The 17,693-nt window shown below is 59.3% G+C and carries 13 protein-coding genes; 6 read left to right on the top strand and 7 right to left on the bottom strand.

The genetic code is table 11. The features are described from left to right. The first annotated feature begins 48 nt into the window (after nt 1-48). Nucleotides 49-1,791 carry an ABC transporter ATP-binding protein gene (locus IEX44_RS04690; RefSeq protein ID WP_188689514.1) on the top strand — a complete coding sequence of 581 codons (1,743 nt, stop codon included), beginning with the start codon at nt 49-51 and terminating at the stop codon, nt 1,789-1,791. Beyond that, nucleotides 1,781-3,580 carry an ABC transporter ATP-binding protein gene (locus IEX44_RS04685; protein WP_188689510.1) on the top strand — a complete coding sequence of 600 codons (1,800 nt, stop codon included), beginning with the start codon at nt 1,781-1,783 and terminating at the stop codon, nt 3,578-3,580. Before IEX44_RS04690 ends, IEX44_RS04685 begins: the two co-directional genes overlap by 11 nt. A 128-nt stretch (nt 3,581-3,708) precedes the next feature. On the opposite strand, the gene IEX44_RS04680 is transcribed toward IEX44_RS04685, so the two are convergent. After that, nucleotides 3,709-3,978, bottom strand: coding sequence for a hypothetical protein (locus tag IEX44_RS04680; protein ID WP_188689507.1), 270 nt, complete (start codon nt 3,976-3,978; stop codon nt 3,709-3,711). Nucleotides 3,979-4,194: 216 nt separating this feature from the next. Here IEX44_RS04680 and IEX44_RS04675 point away from each other — a divergent pair, with 216 nt between their 5' ends. Both IEX44_RS04675 and IEX44_RS04670 read left to right on the top strand, forming a co-directional pair. Next, entirely contained in the window at nt 4,195-5,652 is a 1,458-nt protein-coding gene (locus IEX44_RS04675) for a tyrosinase family protein (RefSeq protein WP_188689469.1), read from the top strand. Nucleotide 5,653: 1 nt separating this feature from the next. After that, complete coding sequence (locus IEX44_RS04670) at nt 5,654-6,340, top strand: copper chaperone (protein WP_188689465.1); 687 nt, start codon at nt 5,654-5,656, stop codon at nt 6,338-6,340. Here the strand turns inward: IEX44_RS04670 and IEX44_RS04665 are convergent. From IEX44_RS04665 to IEX44_RS04640, 6 genes are all read right to left on the bottom strand, one after another. After that, nucleotides 6,306-7,541, bottom strand: a complete 1,236-nt coding sequence (locus IEX44_RS04665; protein ID WP_229678753.1) for a hybrid sensor histidine kinase/response regulator — start codon at nt 7,539-7,541, stop codon at nt 6,306-6,308. The genes IEX44_RS04670 and IEX44_RS04665 overlap by 35 nt on opposite strands. A gap of 4 nt (nt 7,542-7,545) precedes the next feature. Then, entirely contained in the window at nt 7,546-8,139 is a 594-nt protein-coding gene (locus IEX44_RS04660) for a chemotaxis protein CheB (protein ID WP_188689458.1), read from the bottom strand. Nucleotides 8,140-8,141: 2 nt separating this feature from the next. Further along, the gene (locus tag IEX44_RS04655; RefSeq protein WP_229678752.1) at nt 8,142-8,981 is read right to left on the bottom strand and encodes a CheR family methyltransferase; all 840 of its coding nucleotides are present in this window, start codon (nt 8,979-8,981) and stop codon (nt 8,142-8,144) included. Then, the gene (locus tag IEX44_RS04650) at nt 8,978-12,463 is read right to left on the bottom strand and encodes a response regulator (RefSeq protein ID WP_188689455.1); all 3,486 of its coding nucleotides are present in this window, start codon (nt 12,461-12,463) and stop codon (nt 8,978-8,980) included. Before IEX44_RS04650 ends, IEX44_RS04655 begins: the two co-directional genes overlap by 4 nt. Nucleotides 12,464-12,753: 290 nt before the next feature. Further along, a complete protein-coding gene (locus IEX44_RS04645; protein ID WP_188689453.1) occupies nt 12,754-13,134 on the bottom strand; it encodes a response regulator in 381 nt (126 codons plus the stop codon). A gap of 152 nt (nt 13,135-13,286) precedes the next feature. Continuing rightward, nucleotides 13,287-13,970: a response regulator transcription factor gene (locus IEX44_RS04640; RefSeq protein WP_188689450.1), complete on the bottom strand. Its 684-nt coding sequence runs from the start codon at nt 13,968-13,970 to the stop codon at nt 13,287-13,289. A 250-nt stretch (nt 13,971-14,220) separates the two neighbouring features. Here IEX44_RS04640 and IEX44_RS04635 point away from each other — a divergent pair, with 250 nt between their 5' ends. After that, nucleotides 14,221-14,943 (top strand): response regulator, encoded by a 723-nt coding sequence (locus tag IEX44_RS04635; RefSeq protein ID WP_188689447.1) that lies wholly within the window; start codon nt 14,221-14,223, stop codon nt 14,941-14,943. Nucleotides 14,944-14,984: 41 nt separating this feature from the next. Continuing rightward, nucleotides 14,985-17,540 (top strand): ATP-binding protein, encoded by a 2,556-nt coding sequence (locus tag IEX44_RS04630; RefSeq protein WP_229678751.1) that lies wholly within the window; start codon nt 14,985-14,987, stop codon nt 17,538-17,540. Nucleotides 17,541-17,693: the final 153 nt, after the last annotated feature.

Raw genomic sequence — 17,693 nt, 5'->3', positions numbered from 1 at the left:
TGGCGAGGTGCAGCGTCTTTGCAAAAAAGAATATCGAAAGGTTTACCTATGAGTCTTTACCGCTTGCTGGCCGGTTTTATCCGGCAGCACTGGCGTCCCTATTTTTTCTCTGCGGTCATGTTGTTTGCCGTGGCGTTGTTGTCGGTGCTGATTCCGCGCCGGGTAGGGCACATTATTGATGAACTGGTCGCGCACCGGCTGGGTGGTACCGCGCTGCTGGAACAACTGGCCATCGTGCTGGCCATGGGCGTGGCCATCTATTTCTTGCGCGTGGGCTGGCGCTTGCAGCTGTTTGCTGCGGCCTACCGCCTGGGCGTGAGCCTGCGTACGCGCCTCTATGAAAAGCTCGCCACGCAAGGGCCGGGGTTTTACCACGGCCAGCGCACTGGCGACTTGATGGCACGCGCCACCAACGACATCGACGCCATTGAAATGGCCGCAGGCGAAGCCATGCTGGCCGGGTTTGATGGCTCGATGACGCTGATTCTGGTGGTCGCCATGATGACCATCGGCATCGATTGGCGGCTGGCGCTGGTGGCCTTGTTGCCCTTTCCGCTGATGGCGCTGGCGTTCTGGCGTATTTCTGACCATATCCACCATGCCTGGCATGACTCGCTCGGCCGCTTCAGCAAACTGAACGATCACGTCCAGGAAACGCTGACCGGCGTGCGCACCATGCGCGCGCTGGGTTTGCAGGCACGCAATAGCAAAGAGTTGTCACGCCTGGCGGGTGATGCTGCGGCCAGCAGCCTGACCGCGCAGCGCTGGGAAGCCGCCTTCGAGCCCTCGGTCGGGCTGACTCTGACGACCTCCGCCGTCACGGTGCTGGCGATGGGCGGTTATCTGGTCTGGCAGGGCGAGTTGACCATTGGCGCGCTGACCAGTTTTTCCATGTACCTCGGTCAGTTGATCTGGCCCATGTTCGCCGCAGGATGGGTGTTGTCTTTGCTGGAACGTGGCAAAGCGGCATGGGGCCGCTTGGGCCCGATTCTGGAAACGCCCCCGAGCGTGCCGGATGACGGGGTGACTGATGCATTGCAACCTGGCGCGCTGGTGTTCAGCAACCTCAGCTTCAACTACCCGGAGCAAGGCGCGCCAGTGGTATCGGGCGTTAATCTGACGCTGGAGGCTGGCAAGACACTCGGGTTGGTCGGGCCAACGGGCTCGGGCAAATCCACGTTGCTGCGGCTGTTGTTGCGGCAGTATCCGCTGCAATTGGGCGATATTCGCTGGGATGGTGTTTCGGTCGCGGAGTACAAGCTCGATACCTTGCGTAATGCGATCAGTTGGGTACCCCAGGAACCGTTTTTGTTCTCGGCCTCCGTGGCTGACAACATTGCGCTGGTCAAACCCGATGCCACGCGTGAGGAGATCGAACGCGTCGCCACACTGGCGGCAGTCCACCAGGACATCCTGCGGTTGCCGCAAGGTTATGACACGCCCGTGGGTGAGAAGGGTGTTGCGCTCTCGGGCGGACAACGCCAGCGGGTTGCCATTGCCCGCGCCTTGCTGGCCGATGCGCCCTTGTTGCTGCTCGATGATGCACTGTCTGCGGTAGATACGCAGACCGAGGCGCAAATCCTCTCGCACCTGCAAGAAGCCCGGCGCGGCCGCACAGTGATCATCGTCAGCCATCGGCTCTCTGCCGTGGCCGATGCTGACCACATTGCTGTTCTGCGCCATGGCCGGATTACCGAATCCGGCACACACAATGATCTGGTAGATGCAGACGGCTGGTATGCCAGCCAGTGGCGTTACCAGCAACTGGAGGCCAGTCTCGATGAGCTCTGAGATTGCACTGGATGAAGTACGCCTGGACAAGGCCGCGCTGCAAACGCAAAGCCTGAAAAGCGAACGCCGCGACGCAGTCGCCTTGCTGCGCAGCGCGGCCGCGCCGGAAAACCGCCACCTGATGTGGGGGACGTTCTGGCTGGTGTGCGCCGCGCTGCTTGAAGCGCTGGGCCCGTTTTTGTCCAAGCTGTTTATCGACAAATACCTGCAACCCCATCACCTGGTGATTCCGGAAATGGCCTCCATCCTGGTGGGCGGGCTGGTGGCGGGGTATAGCGCGGGCATCTTGCGTTATCTGCAACTGACGCGCCTTGCTGGCGTCGCCATGCGCTCGGTGCAGCGCCTGCGCGAACAGGTGTACAGCCATGTCATCCGTCTGCCCATGGCGTTTTTTGACAAAGCCATCACCGGCCAATTGGTCAGCCGCGTCACCAACGATACGGAATCAGTCAAAGCGCTGTACGTGCAGGTGCTGTTTGTCATGCTCGACAGCTGTATTGTTGTCACGGGCGCCATGCTGGCCATGACTTTGCTGGACTGGCGCTTGATGGTGATTGTGCTGACGCTGTTCCCGGCGGTGGTGGTCATCGTGTGGTGGTATCAGCGCTGGAGTGCGCCCTCCGTGGCCCTGGCACGCGAACTGCGCAGCGAGATCAACGCGCAGGTGGCTGAGTCCATTGCCGGCATGAGCGTACTGCAGGCTTCCAACGCTGCCGGCCGTTTTGCGGACAAATTCGCCCGCACCAACGGCGCCCACTACAAGGCACGGTTGAGTGAGCTCTCGGCCAACGCCTGGTTGTTGCGCCCGGCGCTGGATCTGCTCAATGCGCTCATCCTCGTGGTGGTGATCTACTCATTTGGTCAGCGGCAGTTCAGCGCGCTGGAAATCGGCGTGCTGTACGCCTTCGTGAGCTATATCGCCCGCGTGGTTGACCCGCTGATCCAGATCACCCTGCAATTTAGCCAGTTGCAGCAAGCCGTGGTGGCGGCTGCGCGAGTCAATACGCTGCTGAAAGAGTCACAAGCTGCCCCGGCAGATGGCGAGGCGACCGTCACCCAAGGCGCGGTGCGCTTTGCCAACCTGCGTTTTGGCTACAACCCGGATCAGGTGATCTTGCATGACCTGAACCTGGACATTCCGGCGGGCCGCTTTTACGGGATTGTCGGGCACACCGGCAGCGGCAAATCCACGCTTTTATCGCTGTTGCTGCGCTTTTACACACCCCAATCGGGCGAGATTGATATTGATGGCGTGCCGTTGACGCAGATCGGTGACGATGCGTTCCGCGCAGGCGTGGGGCTGGTGCCGCAAGATCCGTTTTTGCTGGCGGCCAGCGCGCGCGAGAACATCGACATGAGCCGTGGCTTGTCGCAAGCCGAGATTGAAGAAGCGGCCAAAGCGGCGGGGGTGCATGACTTGATCTTGTCGCTGGAAAATGGTTATGACACCGATATGGGCGAGAGCGGCACGCGCTTGTCGAGCGGTCAGAAGCAACTGATCGCCATTGCCCGGGCCCTGGCCGGCAAGCCACGCATTTTGCTGCTGGATGAAGCGACATCGCATATCGATAGTGAAACCGAGCAACTGGTGCAGCGCGCGCTGGAGGCTTTGCATGGCAAGGTGACAATGATTTCGATTGCGCATCGCTTATCGACGATTCGGGATGCGGACCGCATTATTGTGCTGAACCATGGGCACATTGCAGAGGCGGGAACGCATGATGAGTTGATGGCGATCAGTCACGGCATTTATCAGCGGCTGTATTTGCTGCAGCAATTGCAGGACTGATTTGTTTCTTCAGAAAACCCAAACGGCGCCTTGAGGCGCCGTTTGGGTTTGGGCTGGCTGCAAAGCGTTCTGGACTCTATCGTGCATGCCAAAAACCAGGCCTGCTGGAGTCAACTGCGTCAGGACATTTAATACGGCAATTTCCCCGTTGCCCGCAAAGTCTCACCAATGGCCTTGGTCAGCTGCGCGTGCGCGGCTGCAATGTCCCCCGCATCTTTGCTATCCACCGCGCGGGAGACTGTATCAAACGTCACCTGCCAGGTTTCCTTGTTTGGTGTTTTGGGGCTTTCTTTTTTGGCCAGCGCGTAATCCAGCGCGCTTTCCAGGTTGTCCAGATGCGTATGCAAACCGCCTGTTTCGCCGGTTTCAATCGGTGGGGAGAGAGGCGTGAGGCTCATGGCAGACTCCTGAAGAAAGACCTGATACTGGCAAAGCTGCCAGCAGGGGAAATATGAGGTTGAACTCTTAATCTGGCACAAGGTTGCCCTTTGTCCAGTCGCATGGCATGTAGGGTTGACAGGGTGATGGGCCTGAGCCAGAACCCATGCAGGACCACCGGGATAGCGTGGCAATGGGGGCGAGCTGAAAAGGGGAGAACCTCTGGAGGCGCCATCATGGCCGCACGTATTCGTCAGGACGTCAGCAAGTTAGCGCAGTGGGACTCTACCTTGCTGTGGTACGCCAAAGCCGTTGCGGATATGCAGACACGGCCGATCAACGACCCCACCAGTTGGCGTTATCAAGCCGCTATTCACGGCTACCAGCGCGATCAGGATCCCTTTGCCAGCGACAGCGATACGCTGCCCGCTACCGTAGATCAGCGTGCGTTCTGGAGCCAGTGCCAGCATTCGTCCTGGTTCTTTCTACCCTGGCATCGCATGTATTTGATGTGCTTTGAGGCGATTGTGGCCGCGACGGTGGTCAAGCTTGGCGGCCCGGCCGGGTGGTCATTGCCGTACTGGAATTACAGCGATGCCAACAACCCGACGGCGCGACGTTTGCCAGCGGCGTTCATCTTGCCCACTTTGCCGGACGGCAGCGCCAATGCACTCAACGTCAGCGCCCGTGCGCCGAATGACAACGGCGATGTAGGCATGACAGCGGCCGAGGTTGATCTGGGCTGTCTTGCCGACGCGCTCTATACCGGGATCGCTGATGGTGGGCACCCTGGCTTTGGCGGACCCAAAACCGGTTTTAACCATGGCAACGGCCCCACTGGCGGGCTCGAGAAAACCCCGCATGGCGATGTGCATGTGGCCGTTGGCGGTGATAGCGGTTTGATGAGCGCTTTTGAGACGGCTGCGCTCGACCCGATCTTCTGGTTGCACCACGCCAATATCGACCGTTTATGGCAAGTATGGCTGACCCGGCAATCGTCGCATCGCAACCCGACCGATACGGCATGGCTATCGGCCAGCAACGCCAAATTCCAGTTTCATGACGCCAGCGGCCAGGTGCAAACATATGTGCCCAGCCAGATGCTTGATACGACCAACGCGCTTTTGGGATATCAATATGAAGACACTGCAGACCCGTTTGCCACGGGGGCGCCCGTGAGCGTTCATGCCGCTGTGGGCGGCCCGATGGGCGCGGTGGTTCAGCAACCGGCGGAGCTGGCAGGCGGCACGTCTGTGGCGCATGCGCTCAGCAATGCACCGTCTACTGCGCAAGTGCCGCTGCACCCAGGCTCGACCGGGGTGCGTGGCGCGGCACTGACTTCTGCGCCGACGCGCGTTTATCTCAATCTTGAGAACATCACTGGCAGTGGTCGGCCGGGCGGATACGGGGTGTTCCTCAATGCAGACAACGCTGCCACGCCGCCAGCGCAGTCAGACCCACGCTTTGCCGGCACGCTACCCATGTTTGGTGTACAGGCGGCATCTGGCAGTGATCTGCTGCATCAGGGCAGTGGGCTCACGTATGTACTGGATGTGACACAGGTGGTTGAACACCTCAAGTCTGCCAACGCCTGGGACCCGCACCAGTTCCATGTCACTTTCGCGCCATTGCGGGCAGGACAGCAGGCGCCTGATCTGCAGGTTGGCCGGATCAGCTTGTACTACGGAGACTGAGTTGAATGCGTTACGGCAGCGGCTGGCCTGGCACCCGGAGTGGTTCGCGCTGGTGCTGTGCCTGGCGGCATGGTCGGTGCTGCTGGCTGGTGCGGGTGGTGCCATGCCGGCCCTGGCGCTATGCACTGCGCGTGGTGTCGTTCCTGGGCATACGCCACCTACGGTGGCGGGTGGCGTGCTGATGCTGCTGGCCATGATGGCCCCGCGCTGGTTGATGCCCCTGCGGCATGTGGCTTTTCGCAGCTTGCGTTCCCGACGAGGACGGGCGATGGCGCTATTTGTGCTGGGGTGGCTGATGATCTGGCTATTGCCCGCTTGGCCAATCGGGTTGCTGCTTGTACGTTTTGAAGCGCCACCTGCGGCCGTGATGATGTTGTTTGTGTTGGCGGCAGTCTGGCAACTCACCCCGCAACGACACCGTGCCTTGCTGCGGTGTCATCGTACCCGGCCACTTGCATTGACAGGCTGGCGGGCAGATACGGACTGCCTGCGGTTTGGCGCACAGCAAGGGGTAGACTGCCTGATCAGTTGCGGCCCGCTGATGCTGGCACTTGGCCTGGCACCGGCGTCTTTGTGGGCCATGCTGGCCGCCAGTGCACTGATCGTGGCAGAGCTGCGGTGGCCGCAGTTCGCTGGCCGTCGCGCAGCGCTGTTTACCGTGCTGCTGGGGTTTGCGACGCTGGTTTGACCGGGTTGGCGCCAGCTACCCCTTCCTCAATGGGCAACTGGATCGTAAAGGTTGATCCCTCGCCCGGGGCGCTATCCAGTTTGATCTTGCCGTTATGCGCTTCCACAATTTGCGCCACGATAAACAGCCCCAGACCCAGACCACCGGATTCGCTGGTGGCCGTAGCACGCTCAAATACCTGAAAAATACGCGCTTTGTCTTGCGGGGCAATGCCAATGCCGTGATCCCGCACCGACAGGCTGACGTAGTCGCCCTGGCGGGCCAGTTTGATCTCTACGGGCTTGCCGCTGCCATAGCGGATCGCATTGGTGATCAGGTTGGAAATCACTTGATCAAGCCGATAGCGGTCCCACAGGCCGGTGATGCCATCCGCGATCTCCACCGTATAACGCTGATTGGCCAAGGTCAGTTGTTCTGCAAAGCGCTCGACAATTTCATGTGTCAGTTCAGACAAATCAAAGTACGACGTTGCATAAGTCAGCTTGCCAACGCGGATGCGGCTGACGTCCAGCATGTCGTCAATCAGGCGGATCACCGTCTCGACCAGTCGTGAGTCGGTTTCGATCATTTTCCGGAGTTTGTCGGGCACAAATGCATCTTTGTTGTCCCGATCCAGATGACGCTGGCGTAACTGGTTTTGCAACTTGAGCGTAGCCAGCGGGGTCTTCAGTTCATGCGATGCAATTGCCATGAAGTCGTCCCGTACCCGGACGGCTTGTTGTAATTCACCCTGGGTTTTCTGGAGTTGCAACAACAGTTTTTCTTGCGCTGCGCGGCTGGTTTCCAGTTCTTGCAACTGACACCGCATGGCAAGGCGCTGCTGATGCAGTTCTACAAAAATATTGATCTTGCTGCGTACCGCATGGGCATCCAGCGGCTTGTGCAAAAAGTCGACAGCACCACTCTCATAGCCTTTGAATACAAAGTGCTCTTTGTTGCCGGCGGTGACAAACACGATCGGCACATGTTTGGATTTTTCCGTCCCGCGCATGTATTCGGCCAATTCGAACCCGTTCATGCCGGGCATCTGCACATCAATGAGCGCCAGGGCAAAGTCATGCAACAAAATCAATTCCAGCGCCTGCAAGCCCGATTGCGCGGTATGAATTTCCAGCATGTCGCTGCGGATCAGGGCCTCCAGCGCGAGCAAGTTCTCCGCCAGATCGTCCACCACCAGAATTTTGGCTTTGGCTGTCTGCATCGGTTTATCCATGAACAAGGGCGGCCAGCGCGGGGCCGATGGCGCTCGCGGGCAGAACCCGGTTTACCGGCGTTTTCTTGAGCGCAGATGAGGGCATGAGCGGGACTTGTGCATCGGCCGGATCCTGCACAATGGTCATGGCGCCAGCGGCCGCCAGGGCGGCCATGCCGGCAGCACCATCATGATTGGCACCGGTCAGCAATACGCCCACGGCTTTTTTACCCAGCGCATCGGCGCCAGATTCAAACAACAGATCGATCGCGGGGCGGCAAAAATGCAGCGGCGGGTCGTCATTGAGCGTCAATTCACCTTCTGGTTCAACCAGCACATGGTAATCAGGTGGCGCAAAGTAGACATGACCCGGGACCAATTGCACCTTGTCGTGCACCTCGGCCACGGGCAAGGCCATACGCTGCGCGAAAATATCGACCAGCAAACTGGGGCTGTTGGCGGGCAGATGGACGACGATGACCACCGCCGCAGCAAAGTCGGCGGGCAACGCGGGCAGAATCTGGCCCAGCGCTTCCACACTACCGGCTGAACCACCAATCAGGATCGTTTGCGGCACATGGCGGGTGTCTCGCGGTTGCAGGTACATGGTCATGTTTTCCGGAACACGCGTTCGGTTTTGGCAAAGGACTCGAACTGGCTTGCAAAGTCAGAAAACTGCACTGTTTCTTTAGAGCCCAGCCCCAGAAAACCACGATGCACCAATGACTGATGAAACAGCCCGAAGGCGCGGTTCTGGAGCTCCCGGTTGAAATAGATAAGCACGTTGCGACACGAGATCAGCTGAACCTCTGAGAACACGCTATCCGTGGCCAGGCTGTGATCGGCAAAGGTCACATTGCGGCGCAGTTGTTTGTCGAACAACACCGAGCCATACGCTGAGGTGCAATAGTCCGACAGCGCCCGTGTACCGCCAGCCATTTCATAATTGCGCTCAAACAGCGCCATGCTTTCTATGGGGTAAATACCGGCTTCGGCCTTTTGCAGACTGTGCGGGTTGATGTCCGTCGCGTAAATGATGGCGCGTTCCAGCAGGCCTTCTTCCTTGAGCATGATGGCCATGGAATACACTTCTTCACCTGTACTGCAGCCGGCAATCCACACCTTGATCGTGGGGTAGGTGTGCAAGATGGGCAGCACTTGTTCCCGCAGCGCCTTGAAATAAGCCGGGTCCCGGAACATCTCGCTCACCGGGATCGTCAGATACTGCAACAGCGCCGGAAAACAATCGACGTCATGCATCACCCGGTGCTGCAGCTGGCTGACCGTCTCGCAATCAAACTGCTGCAGGGCGTGCGCCACCCGCCGCTTCATGGATGCGGGCGAATAATTGCGAAAATCATAGCTGTACTTGAGGTAGATGGCCTCAATCAGCAAGCGCAATTCGATGTCGAAGTCGGCAGCGTTATACATATCGTTCATGCCGGTCATAGACGGCTCAGTTTGGGCATCCACACCCGGATCAATGACATCAGCTTGTCCAGATCAATCGGCTTGGCCAGATAGTCATTGGCTCCTGCGGCCAGGCATTTCTCCTGGTCATCCCGCATGGCATTGGCGGTGACCGCAATAATGGGCAAGCGGGTAAAACGTTCATCCGCGCGAAGCTGGCGCATGGCGGTGTAGCCATCCATTTCCGGCATCATGATGTCCATCAGAACGAGGTCGATTTCCGGATCGTTATCCAGTTTTTCCAGCGCGTCCCGACCATTGCGGGCAATGACAATTTGCGCACCTTTGGGCTCCAGCGCGCTGCTCAGCGCAAAGATGTTACGCACATCATCATCGACCACCATGATTTTGCGACCTTCAAAGGCCTTCTCCCGGCTACGCGCCACTTTCAGCATTTGCTGGCGTTCTGGTGCCAGTGTGGTCTCTACACGGTGCAGGAACAGTGTGACTTCATCCAGCAGCCGTTCTGGCGAGCGCGCGCCCTTGATGATGATGGAGTGCGAATAACGACGCAGCTCGGCTTCTTCTTCCCGGCTCAGCACCCGGCCGGTGTAGACAATGACAGGAGGAAACGCATAAGACGCATCGCCGGCCATGCGTTTGAGGAGTTCGTAGCCCGCCATGTCGGGCAAGGTGAGATCAACCACCATGCAGTCGAAATCGGTTTTCTTCAGATGCTCCAGCGCATCTTCAGCCAATGCCACAGCGGTGATCTTCACGTCTTCGTCTGCAATCAGTTTCATCATGCTTTCGCGCTGCAGCGGGTCATCTTCCACGACCAGCACGTGTTTGATGGCTTGCGAGAGTTTGGCTTCAATCCGCCCGAACACGCGGCGCAGCGCTTCCCGATCGGTCGGTTTGAGTGCATAACCAATTGCGCCGGCCTGCAGGGCTGCGTGGCTGCTGTCGATGCCCGAGATCACGTGTACCGGAATATGCCGGGTGCGCGGTTCTTCCTTGAGGCGCTCCAGCACCGTCATGCCCGATTGGTCGGGTAGTTTCATATCCAGCATGACGGCATCGGGCATGTAGCTCAATGCCAGATCAAAACCCTTCTGCGCGGTGTCGGCCAGCAGACAATCAAAACCCAGTTCCTTGCCCAGCGCATACAAAATGCGGGCGAAGGTGGCGTCGTCCTCAATGATCAAGACGTTGCGCGCGTCGGGGCGCAAGGTTTCGCGATCATCCGCGACGATCGCCGGGGGCGATTCCTGGGCGGCGGGCAGGGCGGGGGCCGGGGCAGGCGCCGGGGCGTGGACCGCAGGCGCCGCCGGATGTTGCTCCGTGTCGGCTTGCTGGGGCAAGGTTAGCGGCACAATCAGTGTGAAGGTGCTGCCGGTGCCCGGCGTGCTTTGTACAGTGATGGAACCACCCAACAGTGTCGCCAGGTCGCGTGAAATAGTCAGGCCCAGACCGGTGCCACCAAATTTGCGGTTAGTGGCACCATCCGCCTGGTGGAATGCGCCAAAAATGGCGTCCAGCTCCGCTTCAGCAATCCCGATGCCGGTATCGGAAACGGCAAAGGCCACCTGGCCTGGCGCATGCAGACCGGCAACGATATGAACGCTGCCTTTCTCGGTGAACTTGATGGCATTGGAGAGCAAGTTCTTCAGAATCTGCTGCAAACGGGCCTGATCTGACACGATGGTACGTGGCAGATTGGCGCGCGCCACGACTTCCAGTTCCACACCCTTGCTTTGTGCCAGTGGTTTGAACACGCCCTCCAGACCTTCCAGCAGGCGGCTGGTCGAGACATCCTCCGGCCAGATATCGAGCTTGCCGGCTTCGACCTTGGATAGATCCAGAATGTCGTTAATCAGCGTGAGCAAGTCATTGCCGGACGAGTAGATCGAGCTGGCAAACTGGACTTGCTCATCAGACAGATTGCCATCCGGGTTGTCGGCCAGCAGCTTGGATAAAATGAGTGCACTGTTGAGCGGTGTGCGCAATTCATGCGACATGTTGGCCAGGAACTCGCTCTTGTAGCGGCTGGCCCGCAGGAGTTCGTCGGCGCGTTCTTCCAGTTGCACATGCACCATGCGCAGCGCCTCATTGCGCATATCCAGCTCATCACGCTGCTGTTGCAAGGTTTGGGTTTGTTGTTCCAGTTGATCGTTGTTTTGTTCCAGCTCCACTTGCTGGCTTTCCAGCCGCGCCTGGGATTCACGCAGAGAGCGGGATTGTTCTTCCAGTTCTTCGTTGGCGACTTTCAACTCTTCTTGCTGCGCTTGCAGTTCTTCGTTGAGTTGTTGTGTCTCGCTCAGCACGTTTTGCAATTGCTCGCGGTACTGCGCGCTATCAATCGCAGTGCCCATACTGTGAGCAACCAGATTGACGAACTCTTCCGCCTGGTCAGGCAGAGCGGCACTGAACGACAGCTCCATCACCAGGTTCACAAATCGGTCGCCCCGTGCCGGCACCACCAGCACTGCCCGTGGTTTGCTGGCGCCAAGGGCTGAGGAAATACGCAGATAGTTGTCCGGGATGTCGCTGATCAGCATCACGCGGTTTTCCGCGGCGGACTGACCCGCAATGCCCTCCCGCAATTCAAATTCGCGCTGGCTTTCGAGCGACATGGCTTCTAATGCGTACTGGCTGACGCGCGTGAAGTGTTGACGATCTTCGCTGATGTACACCGCGCCGACCGATGCGCCCAGATAACGCACCATGAAGTCCAGCATGTTGGCGGCAAGCGTATTGATGCTTTGCTCACCCAGCATGACGGTGGCCAGTTCGGTCTGGCCTTTGCGCAGCCAGCTTTGCCGTTCCAGCTGCAGATTGTGTTTTTGCTGGCGCTCCAGGGTGTCGCCGTACACATCAGACAATTGCCGTAACTGGCGACGGCCACTCAAGACCAGAATCACGCCGGAAAGCAGCCCGATCCCGATGGTCAGGCCCAACAACCAGTTCACGGTGTTTTCAACATCGATATTGCGTTGTGCGCGCAATGCTTCTTCGGTCTGGATGATCTGGCTGAAAAATCCGCGCAGCTGGTCCATCTGCGTTTTGCCCGCTTCCGAAGTGACATAGTCGCTAGCGTTCTGGGCGTTCTCCTGGCGTGCCTTGATGACGCGCTCGGCGTAGTTATGCCATTCCTTGTAGCGCTCTTCGGCCCGGGTAAAGAACGCCTGCTGATTGGGGTTATCGGTGGTCAGCGATTTGGCTTCGTGCAACGTATCGAGGAACTGTTCGATGGAGTTGTTGTACGGCTCCAGAAAGTTGGCCTTGCCGGTGAGCACGTAGCCGCGCAGGCCGGTTTCGCCATCTACCAATAGCTTGCTGGCTGCGGTGGTCTTGCTGATGACCAGATCTGCATGGTCTACCCAACGGCTGACACTTTGCAGGTACAGCACCAGGCCGATGTAGATGGCAGAGGTCACTGCCGCCACAATCAGTGGGGCCAGCACATTGCGGGCCAGAATACGGCGGAATGTGTTTTCAGGGATCGACAGATCGGTCATGGCATTCATCGTTGTTGTTGTACTACCGGGCCGGTTGGAAAACGCGCAAGGACGCTGATACCGCGCAATATGGATCAGGCGCGATGATGTCATGAGAGGGCGTGTAAGGATGTAGGCGGCAGTCCTACACAAGGATAGCTGGCCGGCGCTATGGCCGCGTCAGGCACTGCGGCTAGTCCGGCGCGGATGGCAAGCCAGTTGGGGTACAAGTCCTGGTCTTGCTGCCGGAAACCGGGCGGGGCCTGGCGCAGCAGGGCGCGGATCAGGGCCTGCCCGCGGCAAATGGTCAATCAAGCCCGTTCTGCAATGGCTTGCCGCACGTTGGCCAGCACAGCGTCGATATGGTCCAGATCAAACGGTTTGGGCAGGCATTGGGTATTGGGCATGTTTTGCACAAAACCAGAGACATCGTGCCCGGTGGCGAGGATGAGGTGGATGTCCGGATAGCGGGCCAGCGCTTCGCGGCCCAGGTCAACGCCGGACCGGCCAGGCAGGCTGACGTCGGTCAGCAGGATATCGTAGCGGTCCTGGGACAGGGTCGTCAGGGCTTCTTCCGCGCTGGCAACCGGGGTGACCGGCAGGCCCAGTTCCTCTACCAGATACTCGACGATGGTCGCGCGGAGCATCTCGTTGTCTTCTACATAGAGGATCGAAAGTCGATCGACATTCATTAGAGATCTCGCAAGCTGCGGCAAACGTGAAAAAACGGCGGATAACCAGCTTTGCCATAGTGCAGGCGCCGAGCGCCGACGCGCTGTAGGCGCTTGCTGATATGCGTGTGGGACATGCCGCAACGCAGCAGGTTGCCCGGGGATCTTGCCGTTCAGCCAGTCAGTGGACCATGGCCTTGATCCGGCACGAACAGATAACCCACCCCGCGCACGGTGCGGATCAAGGATTCGCCCAGTTTTTTGCGCAGGTGGTGTACATGGACCTCGACTGCATTGCTGCCGACTTCTTCGCCAAAACCGTACAGGCTGTCTTCCAGCTGTGTGCGGGTGCGGGCAATGCCGCGGTGTTCGACCAGATCAACCAGCAACAGGTATTCTCGTGGCGAAAGCGTCACCAGCCGGCCTTCCAGCGTGACCGCGCGGGTGGCTGGGTCAACGGTGAGGTTGCCGGCTTCAATGAGCGGTTGGGCCCGTCCGTGAGCACGGCGCAACAAGGCGCGGACCCGGGCGATCAGTTCTGCCAGCGCAACGGGTTTGACGACATAATCGTCAGCGCCGTTTTCCAGACCCGTGACCCGTTCGTTGACCTGGTCACGCGCAGTCAGGATCAATACCGGCATATCACGCCGTTGTGCGCGCAAAGTGCGCAAAACGCTGATCCCGTCGCGGCGTGGCAGGCCAAGGTCGAGCACGACGACCTCGTAAGGCACCGTGGTGAGCGCCGTCAGGGCTTCTTCACCATCGGTAATCCAGTCTACGGTAAAGCCGGCGTCACGCAGCCCGGCGGCTACGCCATCGCCCAGCAGGACATCGTCTTCAACCAGCAGTATGCGCATGTGGGTCCACGTATTACGGGGCAGCTCGAGGTCTGGCTGCTGTCATCGACACGCAGTGTATCGCGTTGCACCCGGTTGGCCTGAGTTTTTATGCCAAATGAGACGCTCATACTAGCGCAAGCGCGCGAGCACGCCACCGTGAAAGTTGACGCCGCTGCCTTGCAAAGGCAGCATCACCCGCACAGTGGATGACATACAGTCAGACTGGGCGATTGCGCCAACAGAAGCGCTGCCAGGTGGAGAGTCAGCTATGGATAACAGACATTGCATCCTGATCCTGGATGACGATGCAGAGGTACGACAGTGGTTGAAAACGCTGCTTGAAGACGCCGGCTTCACCGTTTGCGCGGTTGGCCAGAGCAGCGGGCTGTTCCAGCACCTTGCTACGCAGCCTTGTTCGCTGGTCATTCTTGACCTGAAACTGCGTGGTGAGGATGGGATGACCGTGGCGCGAGAGCTGCGGCAAAAGTCCAATGTGCCCATCATCATGATCAGTGGGCAGGGCGATGAGACGGATCGCGTCCTCGGGCTGGAGCTGGCGGTCGATGATTTCATCAACAAGCCGTTTTCTGGTCGCGAACTGCTGGCCCGCGTGCGTGCGCATTTACGTCGGAGTACCGAGCTGTCGCAACCCCGCGCGAGTGCTGATAGTGGCGTGCGCTACGGTTTTGGCGACTGGGTTCTGGACATGGGCAAGCGCGTGCTGGCGCGTCACGGGTGCGAGCCGTGTTCGCTGACGCGTGGAGAGTTCGCCATTCTGGCGGCCATGGTGCAGCAACCCAGCCGTATCTGGTCGCGCGATCAACTGCTGGAGCACACGCGAGGCATCGAGATCGACGTTTATGACCGTACCATCGACGTGCTGATCCTGCGCCTCAGACGCAAGATCGAGCCCAATCCGCGCTTGCCTGCGTATATCCGTACCGAGCGTGGCGAAGGTTATATGTTTGCCACCCCCGTGACCCGCCTGTAGGGCGCAACATGCGCGCCTTGCGTTCCCGTCTGCCTGACCGTATGCCCAGTATCCGAACCCGGCTGATCGTGGCCTTTTTGTTGTTGTTTCTGGTCACGATGTCCGTCGCGCTGGTTGGGGTAATGGGGATGCGCGCCAACCAGCGCGCGCTGGATGAATACGAAGCCAACGTGGTGCCGGAAATCGCCCGCGTGCTCAAGCTGTCCGAAAAGGTTGCGCAGGTGGCCGCCATTGCACCGGGCATGGCAGGGACTGACTCGCCCGATCTGCTGCGTAGCGATACCGAGGTGCTGCACAACCTGCTGCGTGATATCCGCGTATTGAGCATGGATTTGCCCGAGCGCACGGCCGATCAACTGGCGGCCAACGCCGAACTGGATGGCATCGACCGTGATTTGACGCGATTGATGGTGCAGTCGGGCATGCACCGCCTGCTGCAGCGGCGTCTCAACGAAGAGCGACGTGACGCCGATGAAGCCGGCAACGGGATACTGCGTCGCCGGCAGGAAGTGGCGCGCAATGCACCCACATTGCTCAACCTGTGGGTGGTGACCATGTCTGCTTTTCAGGCGACGGACTTCACTACGCTGGGCGTGGCCGAAAGCGACAGTGAAGCCCTGTGGATGCGCGTGCGTGCGCTGGGTGAGGACAAACGTGAACCAGAACTGGCCGCACTGCTGCATAAAATTGGCGAAGGGCCAGATAACGCCTTTAGTCTGCGCAACGAGTTCCTGACCAGCGAGCAACGCATGACTTATCTGGTGCAGCTCATTCGCTCGCATGCCGATCAGCTTGATGAGCGCTCCGCCAAATATGTTGAAGAACTGCGCCAGGTGGCAGAACGCCGTCACGAAGGCGTGCGACGTGTCGTGGCGTCCAGTGAATCAGGCTTGTGGCTGCTGGCCGCGATTGGTGTGGTGCTGGCTATTCTGGGCGTCACTTATGTTGACCGCGTATTGCGCAAACTTCAGCGCATGACCCGTGTGCTGGCCCGGCTGGCATCTGGCCACACCGAACAACGCATTCCGTCGATTGACCGCAAGGATGAGGTCGGCGAACTGGCGCGTGCCTTTGAAGTGTTTCGCGCCAATATGCTGGAAAAACAAAAACTCACAGAGGGCCTGGATACTCAGCAACGCTTGCTGGAAACCGTGTTTCGCTCCATGAACGACGGCGTCTCCGTGCATGATGGAGAAGGTCGTCTGGTGGGCTGGAACCCCATGTTCCAGGCTGCACTAGGCATGCCGGATCAGCGCCTGCATATCGGGATGACTCTGCTGGAACTGCGCAAAGCCTTGCCCGTGCAGGCACGCTGGCGGGCCGTATCGCGCCGCACTGCCACGCGCACGACAGACCGGCAAACGCGGATTGCCGCTGCCGCAGAACTGCATTTTGCTGACCAACGCATTCTGGAGTTTCACTGCCAGGGCATGCCCGGTGGGGGCTGGGTGGCCGTGTGTCGTGACTTGACTGCACGTCGTGCGGTGGAGGCCGACTTGCGTCAGGCGCAGAAAATGGAGGTGCTGGGCCAGCTTACTGGCGGCGTTGCACATGACTTCAACAATTTCCTGGTGGCCATTCTGGGCAATCTGGAAATGCTGGAGGACAAACTGCAAAAACAACCAGAGGCTTTGGGTATGGCCGAGCTGGCACGTCGCTCTGCGGAACGGGCTTCGCAGCTCACGCGGCGTCTACTGTCTTTTGCCCGCCGCCAGCCATTGCAGGCAGAAGTGGTACAGGTGGATGACATGCTGGCCGAAATGCTGGACCTGATCGAATACGCAGTCGGCACCGAGATTGAGGTGGTCATCAAACCGGTCACAGGCAAGCAAAGCGTGCGCGTTGACCGTGGCCAACTGGAAAACGCCATCCTGAACCTGGCGCTGAACAGCGCCGCCGCTATGCCCGGTGGCGGTACGTTGACGCTGGCGGTCGAGACGCGTACGAATCCGGAGCGGTTGCCGGCGCTGAAAGAAGCGGTGGTCATTTCGGTGATCGATACCGGTTCGGGCATCCCGCCAGAGTTGCTCGACAAGGTGATGGAGCCATTCTTTACCACCCGCCCGCTGGGCGAAGGCAGCGGCTTGGGGCTGTCGAGTGTTTATGGTTTCGTGCGGCAAAGCGGCGGGGATGTGCAGATACAGAGCACCGTCGGGCAGGGGACCAGCGTCTCTGTGCGGTTGCCATCCAGCACGCAAGACGCGCAGACCCATGAACACAGCCGGCCGGTGCTGACGCATCAAGCATCTGGCCGTGTGCTGGTGGTGGAAGATGACCCCGCCGTGAAAGACACTGCGTTGGCCATGTTGCGTACGCTGGGCGCCGACGCGGTGGGCGTCTCCGGTGCACAAGAAGCGCAAGACTGGCTGGCCCGCAATGAGCCCGTGGAACTGGTGCTGTCGGATATTTCTTTGGGTAGTGGTGGCAATGGCATTACCCTGGCTGCAGCGATTGCCAGCCGCTGGCCACAAACCCGCGTGGTGTTGATGTCTGGTTTGCCTCTGGAAACCCACCGCGCGCATCCGGCCTGGCGCGAGGGTCAAACCTTCCTTGCCAAGCCATTTGTGCGGGCCGACCTGGCGGCATTGCTGGCCTGACATTCTGTTTTCTGCAGGCAAAAAAAAGCCCCGCAACGCGTGCAGGGCTTGAACTGTGGACTTCCAGACTGGAGAGATGAGTACCTGAGAAGATATTCAGGAGCGCACTATAGGGATGGATTGTTACGCTGGCATGAAATCTATCTTTGCAAC

The organism is Silvimonas amylolytica, assembly GCF_014645555.1.
Lineage (GTDB): Bacteria > Pseudomonadota > Gammaproteobacteria > Burkholderiales > Chitinibacteraceae > Silvimonas > Silvimonas amylolytica.
This window is presented reverse-complemented; position numbering and strand designations above follow the sequence as displayed.

Bases quoted from the DNA above. Each gene is read 5' to 3' on its own strand.
- IEX44_RS04650 (WP_188689455.1), bottom strand. From the start codon at position 12,463: ATGACCGATCTGTCGATCCCTGAAAACACATTCCGCCGTATTCTGGCC.
- IEX44_RS04645 (WP_188689453.1), bottom strand. From the start codon at position 13,134: ATGAATGTCGATCGACTTTCGATCCTCTATGTAGAAGACAACGAGATG.
- IEX44_RS04690 (WP_188689514.1), top strand. From the start codon at position 49: ATGAGTCTTTACCGCTTGCTGGCCGGTTTTATCCGGCAGCACTGGCGT.
- IEX44_RS04630 (WP_229678751.1), top strand. From the start codon at position 14,985: ATGCCCAGTATCCGAACCCGGCTGATCGTGGCCTTTTTGTTGTTGTTT.
- IEX44_RS04635 (WP_188689447.1), top strand. From the start codon at position 14,221: ATGGATAACAGACATTGCATCCTGATCCTGGATGACGATGCAGAGGTA.
- IEX44_RS04685 (WP_188689510.1), top strand. From the start codon at position 1,781: ATGAGCTCTGAGATTGCACTGGATGAAGTACGCCTGGACAAGGCCGCG.
- IEX44_RS04660 (WP_188689458.1), bottom strand. From the start codon at position 8,139: ATGTACCTGCAACCGCGAGACACCCGCCATGTGCCGCAAACGATCCTG.
- IEX44_RS04640 (WP_188689450.1), bottom strand. From the start codon at position 13,970: ATGCGCATACTGCTGGTTGAAGACGATGTCCTGCTGGGCGATGGCGTA.
- IEX44_RS04665 (WP_229678753.1), bottom strand. From the start codon at position 7,541: ATGCAGACAGCCAAAGCCAAAATTCTGGTGGTGGACGATCTGGCGGAG.
- IEX44_RS04680 (WP_188689507.1), bottom strand. From the start codon at position 3,978: ATGAGCCTCACGCCTCTCTCCCCACCGATTGAAACCGGCGAAACAGGC.
- IEX44_RS04655 (WP_229678752.1), bottom strand. From the start codon at position 8,981: ATGACCGGCATGAACGATATGTATAACGCTGCCGACTTCGACATCGAA.
- IEX44_RS04675 (WP_188689469.1), top strand. From the start codon at position 4,195: ATGGCCGCACGTATTCGTCAGGACGTCAGCAAGTTAGCGCAGTGGGAC.